This is a genomic window from Sulfurospirillum halorespirans DSM 13726, assembly GCF_001723605.1.
In the GTDB taxonomy this organism is placed as follows: Bacteria; Campylobacterota; Campylobacteria; order Campylobacterales; family Sulfurospirillaceae; genus Sulfurospirillum; species Sulfurospirillum halorespirans.
This window is the reverse complement of sequence record NZ_CP017111.1, coordinates 2,115,497-2,133,071: the sequence shown is the minus strand read 5'-3', so window position 1 is coordinate 2,133,071 and position 17,575 is coordinate 2,115,497. Positions and strand designations below refer to the sequence as shown.

The window sequence follows — 17,575 nt, the reverse complement described above, 5'->3', positions numbered from 1 at the left end:
ATAATCCTAAAACCACGATCAAAATTAATCAAAGCACAGATCAAATTAAAGCGTAATCCAAATCGTTTTCTGCTGGTTACGATACTTTTCTCCAAGCATTTTAAAAGTCTTTATTTTTGCATTAATATGTTCAACGACAATGCGTAGGGATGCTTTTGCTTTATTGATAATTTTATCCTCCATACTAAGTGGATGTAGCTTGCTTTTTTTCTTTGGAATATCCGTATTAGGATGCAAAGATGTTATACCAAGATAACCCGTGTCTACAGATACTTTTGTCTCTTTTTTGATAGGTAACCGAGATGTTTTAAAGAGTTTGAAATCATGCATTGTGCGTGTACTGATTGCGGTACAAATGATACGACAATTCACATCAATCACAATTTGTCCTTTGGCAGTATGACGCTTTTTCTTCCCACTGTAGCAACGCCATTGTCTTTTTTTGGGCGTTGCACTGGGCATTCAGTCGCATCAATGACAATATATTCAAGTTCAATTCCTCCCTCTTGATGCAATGCTTTTTTACCAGGTAATGAAAACTTCCCTGAATGTATCAGTACCGTTTCTACCTCTTTTATAATCCTTGATGCTGTTGGTTCACTAATCTCATAATCAAATGCCATATGTGCCAAACTACGATATTCTCTATAGTATTCCAACATCAACAAAAGTTGCGTTTCTGGCAAAAGACGATTTGGTCTTCCACCTTGTTGTTTCTTCTTCTCATGATACTCACTATAGACTTCTAGCACACCTCAAAAGTCTCTTTTTTTACACCTACCAACCGTTTAAATTCCGCTGGTCTTATCTGTTTTAATCGTTCATATGTTTTCATCACCCTTTAAAGCAATTTTTAGACCTTTTGGGGGTTATGAAAGAAGTCTATTAAAAGCATAAAAGAGATAAAAATCGTTCCAACAATAACCAAAGAGAGCTTTTTTTGCATCACACTTCCTTACATGTAATTATTCTACGGTCACACTTTTGGCAAGATTTCGTGGCATATCCACATCGTTTCCTAAACGGATCGAAATCTCTAACGCCAGCAACTGGGTGATAATCATCATCTCAAAAAACTCACTCATCATATGTGTTTGAGGAGTTGTTTTAATAAAATCATCGGCTAATTCAAAAGGCTCTGGACTGATAATGAGCAGTGTCGAATCACGCGCACCTAGCTCTTCAACGTTACTTTTCATTTTGTCGTACAAAAGATTTTTAGGCATTAAGGCAATCGTAAAAAGTTCACTGTCCGCCAGTGCGATGGGGCCGTGTTTCATTTCACCTGCTGGGTAACCTTCCGCATGTAAATAGCTGATCTCTTTCAGTTTAAGCGCTCCTTCAAGCGCAAGCGGGTAGAAAAGATCGCGTCCGATAAAGAAAAAGCCATGCCCATGCAAATAGCGTTTGGAGAGACGACGAATCTTCTCATGCACACTCTCATTGACTTTTAAAACAAGGGGAATATGCAATAGGGCTGCAATCTCACGTTGCAAGATTGATTCTTCAATGGTTCCTTTTGCTTCACCCACAAAAAGGCTTAACAGCCAAAGGGTAACGACTTGGGTTGCAAAGGCTTTGGTACTTGCAACCCCTTTTTCGATGCCAGCACGCGTAAGAATCGTCATATCGGCAGTGCGTACGATGGAAGAGTTATCGACATTGCAGATAGCAAGCGTGCTCATACCGCTCTGCTTTGCCATCTTTAGTGCTTCCAACGTATCCGCCGTTTCGCCGCTTTGGGAGATGACAATAAAGAGCGTTTTTGGATCAAGCAAAGGCTCTTTGTAGCGAAATTCACTGGCAATTTCAACGTTACAGCGAATTTTCGCAAGCCTTTCAAACATATAAGAGGCACTGAGTGCAGCATGGTAACTCGTCCCACAGGCACAGATTTTGATCGCATCAATGCTACTTAAATCAAGATGGGAGAGTTCATCCAAAACAACCGAATTGTCTTTAATGCGACCCATCAATGTTTCGGCTACTACTAATGATTGCTCATAAATCTCTTTTTCCATAAAGTAACGAAAGCCATCTTTTTGTGCAGAAATTTTGTCGTGGGTTAAGGTTTTAAAATCAAGGTGTTGGGACTTAAACTCTTTCAGAAGGGTAATCTCTTTGTCTTTTGCCCAACCGTATTCGCCATCTTCCAAGTAGACAACTTCATTGACAAGTCCGACAAGCGGCGCATCGGAAGAGCTAAAGTAGACTTCGCCTTCGGCGTTGGTACCAAGGAGCAACGGCACAGCATTTTTAGCAAAAAAGATCACATCGGGCTCTTTTTTGGTAATCAATAAAATCGCATACGCACCCTGCAACGAAGCAATCGTCTTCTCAAATGCTTTAAAGCAATCACCTACCTCTTTGACATTTTTTTCAAACAGGTGCACGGCAACTTCGGTGTCGGTTTGGCTTAAAAATTTGACGCCATCTTTTAAGAGTTCGTCTTTGATCTCTTTGTAGTTTTCGATGATGCCGTTATGAATGATGTAGGAGTATTGCCCCCAATGTGGGTGTGCATTCGCTTCGGTGGGTTTTCCATGCGTTGCCCATCTTGTGTGCCCAATGCCCACGCCAAAGCCTGAAGAGCTAAAATGCTCCACTTTATGGCTGAGGTTAGAGAGTTTTCCGGTCGCTTTAAATGCAGTGATTTCACCCTCTTTAAGCACCGCAATTCCCGCTGAATCATAGCCTCGGTATTCGAGCTCTTTGAGTCCATTGATTAAAAAATTTCGCTTCTCTTTTGTTCCAATATAGCCAACAATTCCACACATAAACGTCACCTTTTTTTAATAAAAATAGTCTAAAATATCTTTTCCATTGTCGCATAAAAGCCCTGTTTTTTCGATTAAAAGCAGGTTTCGCGTCCGATTCTTGATGGTCTGAATCTTCGCCATTGCAATGTCGATACCATGCTCATCAAAGACACTCATAAAGTACGCCATAAGCCCGTGTTGGTTCTTGGTGTTGACGTGCATCAGTGCATACGATTTGGAGTGTTCGCAGTTGATCTCGATCTCCCCTTTGAGGATGATGGGCTTTTTCAGCGACACTTTTTTATTCATATCAAATGAGTTGTCGACGAGTTCACAAATCAGTTCAATATCACACGCCTCGACCTTCTCGTTAAAGTCGATTTGGAAGTATTTCTTGCCATCGAAAAGTTTATAGATGTCCATCTGCACAAGGTCCAAATAGGTGAGTTTTCCCAAAAGATACCCGATGTTAAAGGCTTGACCGCGAATCACATTGATGCTGAGGTGATCTTCATTGCTGATTTTGTAACGATACGAGTCAATCGGTGTCTCTTCCGCCTCTTTGACGATTTGCACAATCGCACTGGTTTTTTGTTTGAGAAAGAAGAAGTTCGACTGCACGCTGAGCGTTTTTTTCTGAAGCGCTTTGGAGAGGGCTAAAAACTCAGGACTCTTTTTGAGACTGTTCTCTTTACGCAGACGTTTTGTCGTCTCATCGATGAGCTCTTCTTTGTCAAACATATCCAGGCTGTAGTTGTAAAACTCACGCAGTAATTTGGCGACAAATCCTGTGTAAATGTTGTCGTTGACCGCGTTGGTATCGGCATAGGTAAGGATATAAAGCATCTTCAAGATTTGAGGACTTTGCAGTTTTGAGATAAATGCAAGCACGACTCTTTCATCGTAAATATCTTCACGATTCGCCGTATTACTCATCAGGGTATGGTACTTAATAAGCGTTATTCCCGTCTCAATCGCTTGTTCTGAAAACTCTAACTTCATCGCATACGCTCTGAAAATTTTAGCGCCCAGTTCACTGTGATCGCCTTTTCTTCCTTTGCCGATGTCATGCAAAAACGCGACCAGTTTCATCAAAGCTCGACCTTCTGGACAGAGGTCATCAAAAAGCGATTTGATGAACGGCTCTTTGATGTTCTCCAAATGATAGAGCGTGTGCAAGGAGTGAATGTCCACAGGGAGTTTGTGATAACCATCAAACTGCGCAAGATTGAGGATTTGGCGTACAGGCTTAATCACTTGTTGTAAAAGGGAAGCTTCGTACAAGAGGCTGAAAAGCGTGTAAAGATTGTGTTGAAAGAGGAGGGCGCGAAATTGCTTGTAAATTTTCTTTGAATTGTGCGACGTAAAATGAGCACTTTTGATGTAATGGACGTAGCTGATGTCAAAGTTCAGTTTTGGGTCATCAAACTGTTGCAGTTCCGCTAATACCATACTCAAACTGGGGCTTGGCTTTTTGAGTGAGGCATACACGCAGTTCTCAACCACGTAAAGCCCTTTTTCTACGCGTCCCTTTTTGAGGGCACTCAAGCGTGTCGGTTGACTCAAAATAGAGGCGGTGAGTTTGCGCATAAAAATCTTACATGTAACATCAATGGTGTGCATCGCTGACATTGTTTTTGAGGCGAGTTGCATCTGGGCATTTTTCAATATTTTGTTCTCAAACCCCAGCTTTTCCGCTACATCGGGAATGAATTCGAGGTTAAGCACATCTTGTTTTTTCTTGGCACTGAGATGAAGGGCTGAGCGAACGCGAAATAAAAACTCCAAAGAGCTTCGAAACTCCCGATACTCCTCTTCATCGATGATCTCAGGCACACGGTCACGAATGCGAATACTGCCAAAGAGAATTTTACAGATCCACGAGAGCGTGTTGGCATCACGAAAGCCGCCCACACCCTCTTTGATGTTGGGCTCCATACTCATCGGATGCTTCGACCTTCGCTCTTCATAAGCATTCACGATCTGCGCGATAACCTCTTTTTTCTGCCAGCGTTGAATTTTTAAAAGTTCCCGCTCGGTTTCCATCCACAAGAGTTTTGAACCGCATAAAAAGCGAGATTCCAGCATCGCGGTTTTGATGGTCAGGTCTTGATTGCTTGCAGGAACGAGCTCTTCAAGTTTGTGGGTGCGGTGCCCGAGTTTGATCCCTGCGTCCCACGCGAGGTAGAGCATGGATTGCACCATCGGCTCGATGTTATAACCGGGAAGGGCTTTGTAAACCACCATCAAATCCACATCGGAATAGACGCACAGCTCTTCCCTTCCATAGCTTCCCATGCCGACTAAAATAACGGGAATGGAGTTGACAAACGGCATGTAGTTTCCGAAGTATTTGCGCAGGGTGTATTTGTAAATGAGGATGATAAATTGGTCGATTTTTTTGGCATGTTTAACGAGGAAGTCTTTGCCTTGATTTTCAACAAATATCTCATTGAGCGAGCCAAGATAGCTCTTGATATGCTCTTTAATCAACTTGGAAATTTCAAAATCGTTTGCATTTTGGTCGATTAAATCTTCAATAATCTCTTCAATATCCATTCTACATTCCTAGTTTCATATTGCTCTTAGTTATCATACTAAAAAAAAGCTTGTTTCTAACACAATGTGTAATAAAATTGTGACAAAAATTTGCTAGCAAATGAACTCGATGCCTTAACATTCGTTTTAAGAAGAAGGGAGTACGATTTCATCAGAGTTCTTGCATAGAACTCTTAACACGTTTTGAAAGCAAAGCTTTAAAAACTACGTTAACACTGAGTTTTCTTTGGCAGAAAGCCCACGCACCTTGGGTGCTTTTATTTCTTAATTGATAATACTTGGTCCGTTAGCTCAGTTGGTAGAGCATATCACTCTTAATGATGGGGTCGTAGGTTCGAAGCCTACACGGACCACCATTTTCTACGCTTTCACCCTCAACCATTCTAAGCTATAATACCTCATCAAATCTTTACATGTAAAGGACAAAAATGATACAAAAGCCCTATTTGAAGGCGTTTCCTGATGCAAAAGGCTATTTTGGAAAATTTGGTGGCGCGTTTTTACCACCTGAACTCGAAGAGCAGTTTAAAAAGATCGAAGAGGCGTACCTGACCATCGGTAATTCACACAATTTTATTCGCGAATTGCGTGACATTCGCAAGCATTACCAAGGTCGCCCGACACCAGTGTATTATGCCAGACGTCTAAGCGAGTTTGTTGGAGGGGCACGAATTTACCTCAAACGAGAAGATCTCAACCACACGGGTGCGCACAAACTCAACCACTGCATGGGCGAAGCGCTACTCGCTAAATATCTGGGCAAGAAAAAGTTGATCGCAGAAACAGGAGCAGGGCAACACGGCGTGGCACTCGCTACTGCGGCGGCTTATTTTGGGCTTGAGTGTGAGATTCACATGGGTGAAGTCGACATCGCCAAAGAGCATCCTAATGTGGTTCGTATGCGCGTTCTTGGAGCCAAAGTGGTGCCCGTAACCTTTGGGGCTAAAACACTCAAAGAAGCGGTGGACTCAGCCTTTGTGGCGTATTTACACGATCCCGAAAACAGCATTTACTGCATCGGCTCTGTCGTAGGTCCTCATCCGTTTCCGATGATGGTGCGAGACTTTCAAAGTGTGGTCGGCATCGAAGCCAGAGAGCAATTTTTTGAGATGACAGGAAATTTACCTGATAACTTGGTCGCCTGCGTTGGTGGCGGCAGTAACGCGATGGGACTTTTCTCCGCGTTTATTGACGATCCGTGCGAAATGTACGGCGTTGAACCAGGAGGCAAAGGGACAAAACTCGGTGAACATGCCGCAAGTTTGACCTATGGAAGCGAGGGCATTTTGCATGGATTTAACTCCATTATGCTTAAAAACGAAGCAGGTGAGCCCGCCGCCGTTCATTCGGTTGCGAGTGGGCTCGACTACCCCTCCGTTGGCCCAGAACACGCGTATCTAAACTCCATCGCGCGCACGAAAGTGGGCATCGCCAATGATGCGGAGACGATTCAAGCCTTTTACGATCTAAGCCATTATGAAGGCATCATCCCAGCCCTTGAGAGTGCGCATGCAGTCGCCTTTGCAATGAAACTTGCGAAAGAAAAACCGTACGAGTCGATCTTGGTGAATCTGAGCGGTCGCGGCGATAAAGATATTGATTTTGTGGTGGCGAATTATAAGCCAGAAGATTACATGTAAAAGCGTTACGAAGAGGTTTTGATAGCCTCTTCGTCTTTTTACATGTAAAGGTCAATCTACCAGTACAATTCCCATCGATTCGAGAAGAAAAAGAGCTTCAAAGCGTCTGAAAATGGCTCCTTTGAGGTGATTGGTTCGGATGTCGATCATCGTGTTTTGTGCGTCAATAAAATTAGCCCCTTCCAGATGGGTGTTGTTAAATAACGACCCCTTCAAATCACTGCCGCTCAGATCAGCTCTTCTGAGTGTTGCGTCCCTAAAATCGACCTCTTTGATGCGACACTCTTTCATCACGATGCCATCTAACGCTAAACCAAAAAAATTGCTATCATCCAAAATGCACTCGTGAAAACGAAGGGGACCTGGATTGAGCAGGCTTTTCCAATCACCCTTTGTCCAATCAATGCCGATCATTTTGCACGAGGTAAACGTCACATCGCTCATTTTAGTATTGGTTGGTTTCATGAGACTTAGGTTGCAGTTTTCAAAACGGCATTCGGTAAATTTGCAAAAAGAAAAAACGGTTTCACTGAAATCACACGAAACAAACGTGCAGTCATCAAATTCCGCTTTGGTGATCTTGACACCATGCAGATTTACCCCTTTAAAGGTTTCTGCAAAGACATCCATACGATCGCTAATAGTCTCTAAAGGCGCACCCATAGCGTTTAATAACTCATTGACCCAGCGTTAAGTAAACCAATCGCGATTGACATAAATGCCATTAAAACGCCTACGGCAACATCGCCATTGCTGATGTGCTTTTCAACGGAGAATTTACCACCTAAACGCGTCATGCCAAAGGCAAACAGAAGCTGAACCACCATCGCAATGATCGCCCATGTGGCAAAATCAAGGTAAGAGATGGAGTTAACAAGTGCGCTGTAAAGAGGAATGCAGAGCCCCAGTATGGCGCCGCCAAATCCAAGTGCAGAGGCGGTGTTGTTCTCTTCAAAAATCATTTTGTAGTCATCATACGGTGTGACTTTTGCGTAGAGAAAGAAGAAGAGTGCGAGCACGGCAAGTGAGGTTACGAGGAAAAACCCAAAGGAGAGCAAATAGTGAAAAATCATAGTACGACCTTTCTTTTAATTATACCTAAAGATACAAAAATACTTTAACCTACGTTTATAAAAAATGTTGCTAAAATCCATCTTTATTTCAAATCATGAAAGTATCCTATGACTCTTATTGAGAAGCTAGAAAATAATCAACGATTAACGTTAGAAGATGGTGTTGCGCTCTACGATCTTGACCTTTTTACCCTAGGCAAATATGCCAATCAACGACGGCGTACGCTTCATGGCAACAAAGTCTTTTTCAATGTCAACCGACATATTAACCCCACGAATATCTGCAAAGACATCTGCAAATTTTGCGCTTTTTCAGCCAACCGTAAAAACCCAAATCCTTATACCATGAGCCACGAAGAGATTTTGAGCATATTGGACAACTCGGTTAAAAACAACCACATTACCGAAGTGCATGTGGTCTCTGCGCACAATCCTGATGCGGGGTTTGAGTGGTATATGGAGATTTTTTCCAAAATCAAAGAGCGTTTTCCCTCTTTACATGTAAAGGCGTTGACGGCGGCGGAGATCAACTTTTTAGCCACGGAATACAACCTCAGTTTTGATGAGGTCATCGACAAGATGATCGAGTACGGCGTAGACTCGATGCCCGGTGGTGGCGCTGAGATCTTTGATGAAAAAGTGCGTGAGAATGTTTGTAAAGGTAAAGTAAGCTCTGCCGAATGGTTGCAGATTCATGAACTCTGGCACAAACGTGGACACGAGTCCAATGCGACGATGCTCTTTGGACATGTGGAAAAACGTGAACATCGCATCGATCATATGCTTCGCCTTCGTGACCTGCAAGACCGCACAAATGGCTTTAACGCGTTCATTCCTCTTGTCTATCAACGTGACAATAACTATTTACATGTAGACGATTTTTTAAGCTCTACTGAAATTCTCAAAACCTTTGCGATCAGCCGTTTGATGCTCGATAACATCAAGCACATTAAGGCGTACTGGGCAACTTCCACGATCAATCTTGCTCTGGTTGCACAAGAGTATGGCGCGGATGATCTGGATGGAACGATTGAAGCCGAAGCGATCCAATCGGCTGCTGGTGCCAACAGTGCTAAAGGGCTTGGGTTGCAGAGCATTTTAGAGCTCATCGAAACGAGTGGCTTTACCGCAGTGGAGCGCGATAGCCTCTATAACGAACTCAAAATTTACTAAATATCTTCAACAAAGGATCGACTTTGGACTTTTTCAAACTTGAAAAAAATGGTACGACGGTTAAAACCGAGTTTACAGCTGGTTTTACGACGTTTTTGACCATGATGTACATTGTGCCTGTGAATGCCATCATTATGAGCAAAACGGGTATGCCAATGGAGGCGTTGATCACAGCGACTGCTTTGATTACCATCTTTTCGACCATTTTAAATGGTCTTTGGGCAAATACTCCAATCGCGATGAGTGTTGGAATGGGACTGAACGCTTACTTTACGTTTGGGTTGGTTTTGGGGATGAAAGTGCCTTGGCAAACGGCGCTTGGCGTTGTTTTCATCTCAGGTGTTTTATTTGTAGTGCTCTCATTTACACAGCTTCGGGTGTGGATTATGAAAAGTGTGCCGATTGATCTAAGACGTGCGATTAGTGCGGGTATTGGGACGTTTATTGCGTTTATTGGTCTTAAAAGTATGGGCATGATTATCGCCAATCCTGCCGTTTTAGTGGGGGTTGGAAATTTTAAAAATCCCAATGTTCTTTTGGGCGTGCTCGGACTTGTTTTGGTGTTTGCGTTTCATTCATGGAAGCTTAAAGGTGCTTTTATCTTGGCAGTTCTTGCGACATCGGTTGTTGCGTGGGTTTCAGGTATTGCACCGTATCCGACAGAGTTTTTCTCCTTGCCAGCTTCGATTAGCCCGATCTTTTTAGAGCTTGATGTGACTTCAGCACTTACTTTAGCGCTGTTTCCTGTAGTGATTACCTTTTTGATTACAGACTTGTTTGATTCCATTGGTACCCTTGCAGGTGTTGGGTATCGTGCGGGGCTTTTTAAAGACGATGGAAAAGAGCTTCAAAAAACGCTTGAAGTGGACGCCGTTGCTACAGCTGCGGGAGCGCTATTTGGTGTTTCAACCACGACTGCCTTTGTTGAGAGTGCCGCAGGTGTGGAAGAGGGCGGTAGAACGGGCTTAACAGCGGTAGCGACAGGATTGTTTTTCATTTTAACGCTTTTTATGATGCCACTGTTTAAAGCGATTCCTGAAAATGCGATCTACCCTGTTTTAGTGATGGTTGGTGTTTTGATGTTTAGTGAGCTTTCCCATGTCAATTTTAAAGACACCGCCATTGCGGTTTCAACATTTTTAATTGTCATTATGATGCCACTAACGTTCTCGATTACCAACGGTCTTGCGTTCGGGTTGATTTCGTATTTGATCGTAAAGTTAATTAAGAAAGAGTTCCAAGATATTAATTTTGGTATTGTATTCTTAACATTTGTTAGTTTAATCGTATTTATTGTCCAATAAAACTAAAAGGAAATTATTTGCGTTATTACAGTTATGAAGAGTTTAAAGAAGATGTAAACACCCTGTCAAAAGAGATCAAGCCTTATAACCCTGATGTTATTTTAGCGGTGGCGCGTGGTGGTATGACCCTAGGTCATTTTTTAGCAGAAGCGTTGGAGATGCGCAATCTTTACTCCATCAATTCGGTGCATTATGAAGAGACGAGGAAGCTCGATACCATCAACATTTTTAATATCCCTGATTTAAGTAAAGCCAAACGAGTCGTGATTGTCGATGACATCATCGACAGCGGTGAGACGATGATCGAGATCGAGCGTGTGCTTGGTGCGAAGTATCCTGACGTGGATTTTAAAATCGCGGCAGTTTTTTACAAAGAAAAAGCACTGCTTCGTCCCGATTTTGCTGCGCGTGAAGCCACCGAGTGGATCGAATTTTTCTGGGATTTTCAGATTGACAACATCAAATAGACACGGGAGTGAAAACTCCCTTGCTCACTTTTTGATTCACCATCAACTTCTCATCATCTATACCTGTACGATTCTAACCCTCTGCACCCTTTACGCGGTTCAGCCCATCCAACCCCTTTTTGAAAAAGAGTTTGACCTCAGTCGTTTTGAGGCGGTCATTTTTACCACGGTGATTATGTTACCGCTGAGTTTTGCACCGATCTTTTACGGTTATATCTTAGAGACCTTTTCGTCCAAACTCTTTTTGAGAAATGCGGTTTTAATTTTGGGCATTTTAGAGCTCTGCTTCGCGTGGAGTAGTAGTTACTCTATCCTTTTAACTATCAGGGCATTGCAAGGGCTTTTGATTCCTGCAGTGCTGACCTCTTTGATGAGCTATATCAGTTTTATTACGCCCAAAGATAAAGTGCAACAAGCCATTGGTTATTACATTGGGGCGACCATTTTGGGTGGATTTATTGGGCGTTTGCTCTCAGGCATCCTCAGTGATCTGTTTGGCTGGAGACTCTTTTTTGTGCTTTTGGGCGTCGCTTTAGTGCTGATGTTTGGCGCACTCAGTTTTTTAAGCGAAGAGGTGAAGGTCGATTTTGTCAAACCCAAACTTTCCCAAGTGATGGGTGTTCTTAAAAACAAAACTTTTTTTAACATCTACCTGATGATGTTTTTTATCTTCTTTGTGTTTCAAGCCCTGCTCAATTTTCTCCCTTTTCAACTTAAAAATTTAAGCTCGACGATGGGGTATGGCAAAGTGGGCATGATGTATGCAGGCTACATCATCGGGTTTATTATCTCCATTCGTATTTTGTGGATGATTCGCCTTTTTGGCAATGAAACGAAGACGATTATTTTTGGAATTTTAACTTATGTTGTGGGGTTGCAGATTTTTCACATTAACGACTATCTGGTGATGTTTGGGGGTATGTTTGTCTTTTGTGCAGGCTTTTTTATTATTCACTCCGTTGCTTCGGGGCTGATTAGCAAACTGGCGCACGAAAAACGCGCTATTTCCAATGGGTTGTATCTGTCGTTTTATTACGCAGGAGGAACCATTGGTACGTTTGCACCCGGTGTTTTTTATCACTATTTGGGGTGGCATATCTTCCTCGTACTTTTGGCGTTGATCGCCTTTGCAACGCTTTTTTTTGCGTTTAGACTGCAACGTACACTGCGCTCTTAACGCTTTACATGTAAAGCGTCAAAAGCTTTTTGAGGAGCATCTTTAAATTGCGCCATAATTGTTGTGATCTCCTCCATGCACTCTAAAAAAGCATCAACAAGTTCAGGGTCAAAATGTTTCCCTCTCTCTGAAGTCAGATACGCAACGGCGCGCTCCACGCTCCAAGGCTCTTTGTAAGGTCTTTTGGAGGTGAGGGCATCAAACACATCGGCAATAGCGACAATTCGACCTGCTAAAGGGATGTTAAATCCTTTAATGCCATACGGATAGCCCGTGCCATCAAACTTCTCATGGTGGGTGAGCGCAACGACACGCGCGGTTTGAAGCAGGGCGGATTGGTGATTTCCGATGATTTCTGCGCCTTGCAGTGGGTGCTCTTTCACGATTTTCCACTCTTCTGCGCTCAGTGCTCCCTCTTTGCGCAAAATGTAATCGGGAGTACCTATTTTTCCGATGTCGTGCATGGGTGCGGAGAGAAAGATGAGTTCGGCTCTGACATTATCCAACCCAATTTTTTGAGCAATAATTTTCGTGAAAGCACTCATACGCAAAATGTGCGTGCCCGTTTCATTGTCTTTGTACTCCGCGGCACGCCCAAGTTGGCGAATGACCTCCATACGTGTAAGCACGATCTCTTCGGTGCGCTCTGCTAGTTTTTGCTCTAAATTGCGCTGATACTGAATCAAGCTCACTTGCGTTTTGATACGCGCTAAAACAATAGACGCGTTCACCGGTTTTGTGATGTAATCCACGGCCCCAAGACTCAGCCCCTCTGCTTCATCTTTACATTCACTCAGCGCTGTGACAAAAATGATAGGAATGTTGCGTGTGAGCGGATCATTTTTAAGTTTTTTGCAGACTTCATAGCCACTGATTTCGGGCATCATCACATCGAGGAGGATAATGTCGGGGATATGCCCTGCGGCAATGAGATTGAGCGCTTTTAGTCCATTATTGGCTACTTTAACCGTGTAGAAAGGCTTGAGTATTTCACTTAAAATCATAAGGTTTTCAGGAGTGTCATCGACGATAAGGATTGTTTCCATGCGGATTAGTCTGCCTCTTTAGAAATGGGTTTGGGTAAGGTTGTCTCAATCAGTGCGACAGCATTTTCAAATTCAAACGCTTTAATCTGCTCAAACGCTTCCAAAAGCGTTGCATCGGTAGATTGAATCAGCATCATGGCATCATCCAAGGCTGTGGCATCCGCGCATTTAAGCTTTGCAACCAAGCGTGTCAGTGACGCTGGGGTAATAGCCATTTTGGGAATCTCGCTGTGTAGGACAAGGGGTTGAATTTTTTGGCATAAGGAGAGAATCTCTTGCTCGATCGAGCGTAAAAGAGGATCATTGGGCGCAAGAGGGTGAGCGCTGAGTTCTGCTTGTTGGGCTAAAGCACTGAGCGTATCCATTCCCAGCGTGCCTGCCATGCCTTTGAGTGTGTGGCAGACGCGTTTTGCGCTTTGAAGATCATTGTCTAACACCGTGGTGCGATAGGTTTGGCGAAAATGAATCTGTTCTTTTTCAAAGCGCTTTAGAAATTGGTAGTAAAGTGTTGCATTTCCACCCAAACGCTGGATCGCTTGAAGCGTGTTAATCCCCTCAAGTGCCAATGCCTCAGCCGTTTCATGTGCTATTTCAGGAGCTGGTTTATGGCAAAAACGTGCAATCTCCTGAATCAATTTTTGAGCATCGATGGGCTTTGCGACATAGCCGTCCATGCCTGCGTCATAGCATTTTTGCTCATCCCCTTTCATCGCATTGGCGGTCATCGCAACAATAGGCACGCTCAATCCAAGCGTTTTTCGAATGCGACGCGTGGCTTTAAAGCCGTCTAAAACAGGCATTTGGCAATCCATCAAAATGAGATCAGGCAAAGGATGTGCTGCTAGCCAATCCAACGCTTCTTGACCATTTTGGGTCACATGAACACGAATGCCGACTTCGCCTAGGATTTCAGTGGCTACCAGTTGGTTGCTCTCGTTGTCTTCGGCCAAAAGCACCGTGATGCCCTCTAAGAAGGATTGGCGTAGCTCTTTTTCATGGGCATGATGGAGTGGTTCGATGAGACGTTGATGCCCACACATGTCGGTGAGTGTATCAAAAAGCATTGATGCGGTGATGGGTTTGACAAGCACGGCGTAGGGTTGATTGGCGCCTAGTTTGGCGATGAGCTCTTCTTTATCGTAAGCGGTGACCATCATAATGGAGGTGATTTGATCACCGTATTGCTCTTGCATCAGCTGAAAAAGGGTGATGCCATCCATCCCTTCCATCTTCCAGTCAATAATCGCTACATCGGCTTTAAAGCCATTATTGAGCAGCACCAATGCCTCGTTGGCACTTTTACATGTAACGCATTCAACCCCAAATTGGTGGAGAATCTCAGCAAAAATTTCCAGTGCGGTTTCATTGTCATCCACGACTAAAATTTTAAGCGCTTTGGTGATGAATGTTGGAGAGGGCAGTGCGTAGGTCGAATCAACGTGCAAGGGAATCTCAAACCAAAAGGTACTTCCCATCCCATAAACACTCTCACAATAGATCACACCGTCCATCATCGCCACTAGTCCTTGTGCAATGCTAAGCCCCAGTCCCGTTCCGCCATAATGGCGCGTGGTTGACATATCGGCTTGAGAAAAAGCGCTAAAGAGTCCTACGGCTTGCTCTTGTGTGATACCAATACCACTGTCTTTAATCTCAAAGCGAATTTTATGCGTGCCATCTTTTTCCACGCGAGCACGAAGCCGTATAATCACCTCTCCTTTGGTGGTAAATTTCACCGCATTACTCAGCAGATTGAGCAGAATTTGCTTCAGCCGCAGTGGATCACCTTTGTAGTGATGGGGCGTGATATTTCCCATATCTATAAGTAATTCAAGCCCCTTTTGTTGGGCTTTCATACTGATAAGATCGCTCACGGAGACAATGAGCTCTTCGAGTTGAAAAGGGATCGATTCGAGTTGAATTTTGTCGGCTTCAATTTTTGAAAAATCTAAAATATCGTTGATAATATCTAAAAGATGGTGTCCTGCTTCCGCCACTTTGGTGAGGTAATGGCGCTCTTTTTCAGGAAGATCTTTACGTAAAATAAGCTCGGTCATACCGATGATGGTGTTCATGGGGGTGCGTATTTCATGGCTCATATTGGCTAAAAACTGGCTTTTGGCTTGGTGAGCATGAGCAGTTTTTGCCATAGAGATTTTAAGCTCTTCTGCGGTGCGTTGGAGTCGTAGGTTTGCATGTGTGGCTTTTTCTTCTGCAAGTTTACGTCTGTGAATTTCGCGCTTCAGAATCGCTAGCCACACACCAATACAGATAAAAGCAAAAAATGCAATGCTCACAATCTTTACAATCAAAGCGTAATCGACTTTCTCTTTAATCTCGATTTTGATGTATTTTTTATAGAGTGCATCTTTTTCCGCTTCACTGATTGCCTCGATACCTTGGTTTATCAAAGGGAGCAAAGAGGCGTCATTAAGTGCCAAAACGAGGTTAAATTGATCTTTCAAAATACCCACAATTTTAAGATGAGCGAGTCCACTGTTTTGCAGAGCGTATCCTAACGTGGGTGCCATGTCAACGAACAGATCTACTTTTTTATGCTCAACGGCAATCAATCCCTCTTGGATATTTTTCACCAAATAGGTTCTAATTTTAGGGTAATTTTTGGCAAGGTGTTTTTGCACCGATGAGTCTGCAACGACGGCAAGAAAGAGATTTTGTTTGGAAACTTCTTCAAGATCGGAAATCAAGATGTCGGATTTGCGCCCGGCTAAAACGAGGTTAAAATGAAAAAGAGGTTTGCTCATCACATTATGCAAAGGGGCGTCAACTCGGATGTAGCCAGGAAGCACATCAAACTCCCCCGCATTAAATTTTTGAAGCACCACACTCCAATGATCAGGATAGTAGCGGTAGTCAAATTTTACAGTGATTTTTGTCTCTAAAAGGTGCAGATAATCTACCATTAACCCACTGGGTGTTTGGTTGTGAATCATCATAAAAGGCTCTAATGTGCTTTGGCTATAACGAAGTGTCTGTTTTTCAGCGGCACAATACACAAAGGATGGCAGCATAAAGAACGAGAGGAGGGTGAGAAAAAGTGCCCATCTTTTTATCATGTATCAAACCTTAAAGAGATTCTATAATTAGTATAACGCTATCTTCTTTAATCCTTTTTGAATAAGGGGCTATTTCGATTAAAGCGATCTCTTCTTTATTCTTTACATGTAAACACGCAAAAAAAGCAATTTTAATGCGTTTATGTAACTAAATGTAGCATTGTGTCTCGTGCACACAATAGCCAAAATGCTAAAAAAACAGCTAATCATTTTTTTCTTGATTAGAGACTAAAAAACGTGCTACGATGTCTCTAAATTTAATCAAATAAGGAGTCATGATGCGTAAATCGTTACGTTTTGTAACAAGTTTGGCGGCCATCGTTGCACTAAGCAGTGCTTTAAATGCGTTTGAGGTCAGCAAACCTGTGTGTCTCGCCCCTGCAAAACCAGGTGGTGGATTTGATCTTACATGTAGACTTGTCTCTAACTCGATGAGTGCTTCTAAAGTCATTGACAAACCGATGATCGTTAACTTTATGCCCGGTGGTGTGGGTGCGGTTGCATATAACCATGTGATCGGTCAACGCTCCAATGATCCTGAAATGATTGTTGCTGCCAGTACAGGCTCAGCGCTTAACATTGCGCAAGGCAAATTTGGCGCCAATTATACGGTTGATTCTGTGAAATGGTTGGCGGCTTTGGGTGCTGATTACGGTGCGGTTATCGTTAAAGCAGATGCCAAATGGAATACGTTGGCAGAGATGGTAGCGGATCTTAAAGCAAATCCAAAAGGTTTTGCACTGGGCTCTGGTGGATCTATTGGTAGTCAAGACTGGTTTAAAGCCGCCATCATTGCCAAACTTGCAGGTATCAATCCTAAAGATATGAAATACGTTGCTTTTGAAGGCGGCGGTGAAGCTTTGACAGCACTTTTAGGCAATCACATTCAAATCTACCCAGGTGACATCGCAGAGTTCTCAGGTCAACTCTCTTCTGGAAAATACAAAGTCCTTGCAATCCTCTCAGAGGAGAGACTTCCGGGTCAAATGGCCAACATTCCTACAGCCAAAGAGCAAGGGTATGATGCTGTTTGGACTATTTGGAGAGGCTTTTACCTTGGACCAAATGTCACTGAAGAGCAGTACAACTACTGGGTAGAGAAAATTCAAAAATTGGTCAAAACACCAGAATTTGAAAAAGAGAGAGAACTTAGAGGTCTTTACCCTTTTACGAAGATAGGCAAAGAGTACCAAACCTTTATGCAAGAAGAAGAGAAAAAGTTTAAAGAACTTACAAAAGAGGCAGGACTCATCAAATGATCGACAGGCTATTTGGAGTCTTTCTCCTGTGTTTAGGACTC

The 17,575-nt window shown here is 43.1% G+C and carries 14 protein-coding genes and 1 tRNA gene; 7 read left to right on the top strand and 8 right to left on the bottom strand.

The window, feature by feature from the left end; all coding sequences use genetic code 11:
* Positions 1 to 45 precede the first annotated feature (45 nt).
* The 4 genes from SHALO_RS15755 to SHALO_RS10600 form a co-directional block, all read right to left on the bottom strand.
* Positions 46 to 462, bottom strand: coding sequence for a transposase family protein (locus SHALO_RS15755; protein ID WP_084010881.1), 417 nt, complete (start codon positions 460 to 462; stop codon positions 46 to 48).
* Positions 378 to 752: a helix-turn-helix domain-containing protein gene (locus SHALO_RS15750; RefSeq protein WP_069478504.1), complete on the bottom strand. Its 375-nt coding sequence runs from the start codon at positions 750 to 752 to the stop codon at positions 378 to 380. The genes SHALO_RS15755 and SHALO_RS15750 overlap by 85 nt, the downstream gene beginning before the upstream one ends.
* Positions 753 to 965: 213 nt before the next feature.
* Complete coding sequence (gene glmS / locus SHALO_RS10605; RefSeq protein WP_069478503.1) at positions 966 to 2,777, bottom strand: glutamine--fructose-6-phosphate transaminase (isomerizing); 1,812 nt, start codon at positions 2,775 to 2,777, stop codon at positions 966 to 968.
* A gap of 15 nt (positions 2,778 to 2,792) precedes the next feature.
* A complete protein-coding gene (locus SHALO_RS10600) occupies positions 2,793 to 5,318 on the bottom strand; it encodes a [protein-PII] uridylyltransferase family protein (RefSeq protein ID WP_069478502.1) in 2,526 nt (841 codons plus the stop codon).
* A gap of 280 nt (positions 5,319 to 5,598) precedes the next feature.
* Between SHALO_RS10600 and SHALO_RS10595 the strand changes: the two genes are divergently transcribed.
* Positions 5,599 to 5,674, top strand: a tRNA-Lys gene (locus SHALO_RS10595).
* 72 nt (positions 5,675 to 5,746) lie between these two features.
* Complete coding sequence (trpB, locus tag SHALO_RS10590; protein ID WP_174543304.1) at positions 5,747 to 6,958, top strand: tryptophan synthase subunit beta; 1,212 nt, start codon at positions 5,747 to 5,749, stop codon at positions 6,956 to 6,958.
* 51 nt (positions 6,959 to 7,009) lie between these two features.
* Here the strand turns inward: trpB and SHALO_RS10585 are convergent, their stop codons facing one another.
* Both SHALO_RS10585 and SHALO_RS10580 read right to left on the bottom strand, forming a co-directional pair.
* Positions 7,010 to 7,621, bottom strand: a complete 612-nt coding sequence (locus SHALO_RS10585; RefSeq protein ID WP_069478501.1) for a pentapeptide repeat-containing protein — start codon at positions 7,619 to 7,621, stop codon at positions 7,010 to 7,012.
* 5 nt (positions 7,622 to 7,626) lie between these two features.
* Complete coding sequence (locus tag SHALO_RS10580) at positions 7,627 to 8,031, bottom strand: DUF350 domain-containing protein (protein WP_069478500.1); 405 nt, start codon at positions 8,029 to 8,031, stop codon at positions 7,627 to 7,629.
* A 108-nt stretch (positions 8,032 to 8,139) separates the two neighbouring features.
* Between SHALO_RS10580 and mqnE the strand changes: the two genes are divergently transcribed.
* From mqnE to SHALO_RS10560, 4 genes are read left to right on the top strand one after another with little or no spacing between them, the layout of a single operon-like run.
* The gene (mqnE, locus tag SHALO_RS10575) at positions 8,140 to 9,204 is read left to right on the top strand and encodes an aminofutalosine synthase MqnE (RefSeq protein WP_069478499.1); all 1,065 of its coding nucleotides are present in this window, start codon (positions 8,140 to 8,142) and stop codon (positions 9,202 to 9,204) included.
* A gap of 23 nt (positions 9,205 to 9,227) precedes the next feature.
* Complete coding sequence (locus SHALO_RS10570) at positions 9,228 to 10,508, top strand: NCS2 family permease (RefSeq protein ID WP_069478498.1); 1,281 nt, start codon at positions 9,228 to 9,230, stop codon at positions 10,506 to 10,508.
* A 17-nt stretch (positions 10,509 to 10,525) separates the two neighbouring features.
* Positions 10,526 to 10,975, top strand: coding sequence for a phosphoribosyltransferase (locus SHALO_RS10565; protein ID WP_069478497.1), 450 nt, complete (start codon positions 10,526 to 10,528; stop codon positions 10,973 to 10,975).
* On the top strand, positions 10,959 to 12,152 hold the full coding sequence (locus SHALO_RS10560; RefSeq protein WP_238585236.1) for an MFS transporter: 1,194 nt from the start codon (positions 10,959 to 10,961) through the stop codon (positions 12,150 to 12,152). Before SHALO_RS10565 ends, SHALO_RS10560 begins: the two co-directional genes overlap by 17 nt.
* On the opposite strand, the gene SHALO_RS10555 is transcribed toward SHALO_RS10560, so the two are convergent.
* Together SHALO_RS10555 and SHALO_RS10550 are read right to left on the bottom strand one after the other, a co-directional pair.
* Positions 12,149 to 13,198 carry an HD domain-containing phosphohydrolase gene (locus SHALO_RS10555; protein WP_069478496.1) on the bottom strand — a complete coding sequence of 350 codons (1,050 nt, stop codon included), beginning with the start codon at positions 13,196 to 13,198 and terminating at the stop codon, positions 12,149 to 12,151. The genes SHALO_RS10560 and SHALO_RS10555 overlap by 4 nt on opposite strands.
* Positions 13,199 to 13,203: 5 nt before the next feature.
* Positions 13,204 to 16,275 (bottom strand): response regulator, encoded by a 3,072-nt coding sequence (locus tag SHALO_RS10550; RefSeq protein ID WP_069478495.1) that lies wholly within the window; start codon positions 16,273 to 16,275, stop codon positions 13,204 to 13,206.
* A 275-nt stretch (positions 16,276 to 16,550) separates the two neighbouring features.
* Here SHALO_RS10550 and SHALO_RS10545 point away from each other — a divergent pair, with 275 nt between their 5' ends.
* Positions 16,551 to 17,534: a Bug family tripartite tricarboxylate transporter substrate binding protein gene (locus SHALO_RS10545; protein ID WP_238585235.1), complete on the top strand. Its 984-nt coding sequence runs from the start codon at positions 16,551 to 16,553 to the stop codon at positions 17,532 to 17,534.
* The last annotated feature ends 41 nt before the right edge of the window (positions 17,535 to 17,575 follow it).

What these genes read in the sequence shown, in the direction of transcription:
- SHALO_RS10600 (WP_069478502.1), bottom strand. Translation starts at nt 5,318, where the DNA reads ATGGATATTGAAGAGATTATTGAAGATTTAATCGACCAAAATGCAAAC.
- SHALO_RS10585 (WP_069478501.1), bottom strand. Translation starts at nt 7,621, where the DNA reads ATGGGTGCGCCTTTAGAGACTATTAGCGATCGTATGGATGTCTTTGCA.
- SHALO_RS15755 (WP_084010881.1), bottom strand. Translation starts at nt 462, where the DNA reads ATGCCCAGTGCAACGCCCAAAAAAAGACAATGGCGTTGCTACAGTGGG.
- trpB (WP_174543304.1), top strand. Translation starts at nt 5,747, where the DNA reads ATGATACAAAAGCCCTATTTGAAGGCGTTTCCTGATGCAAAAGGCTAT.
- mqnE (WP_069478499.1), top strand. Translation starts at nt 8,140, where the DNA reads ATGACTCTTATTGAGAAGCTAGAAAATAATCAACGATTAACGTTAGAA.
- glmS (WP_069478503.1), bottom strand. Translation starts at nt 2,777, where the DNA reads ATGTGTGGAATTGTTGGCTATATTGGAACAAAAGAGAAGCGAAATTTT.
- SHALO_RS10550 (WP_069478495.1), bottom strand. Translation starts at nt 16,275, where the DNA reads ATGATAAAAAGATGGGCACTTTTTCTCACCCTCCTCTCGTTCTTTATG.
- SHALO_RS10580 (WP_069478500.1), bottom strand. Translation starts at nt 8,031, where the DNA reads ATGATTTTTCACTATTTGCTCTCCTTTGGGTTTTTCCTCGTAACCTCA.
- SHALO_RS10545 (WP_238585235.1), top strand. Translation starts at nt 16,551, where the DNA reads ATGATGCGTAAATCGTTACGTTTTGTAACAAGTTTGGCGGCCATCGTT.
- SHALO_RS10555 (WP_069478496.1), bottom strand. Translation starts at nt 13,198, where the DNA reads ATGGAAACAATCCTTATCGTCGATGACACTCCTGAAAACCTTATGATT.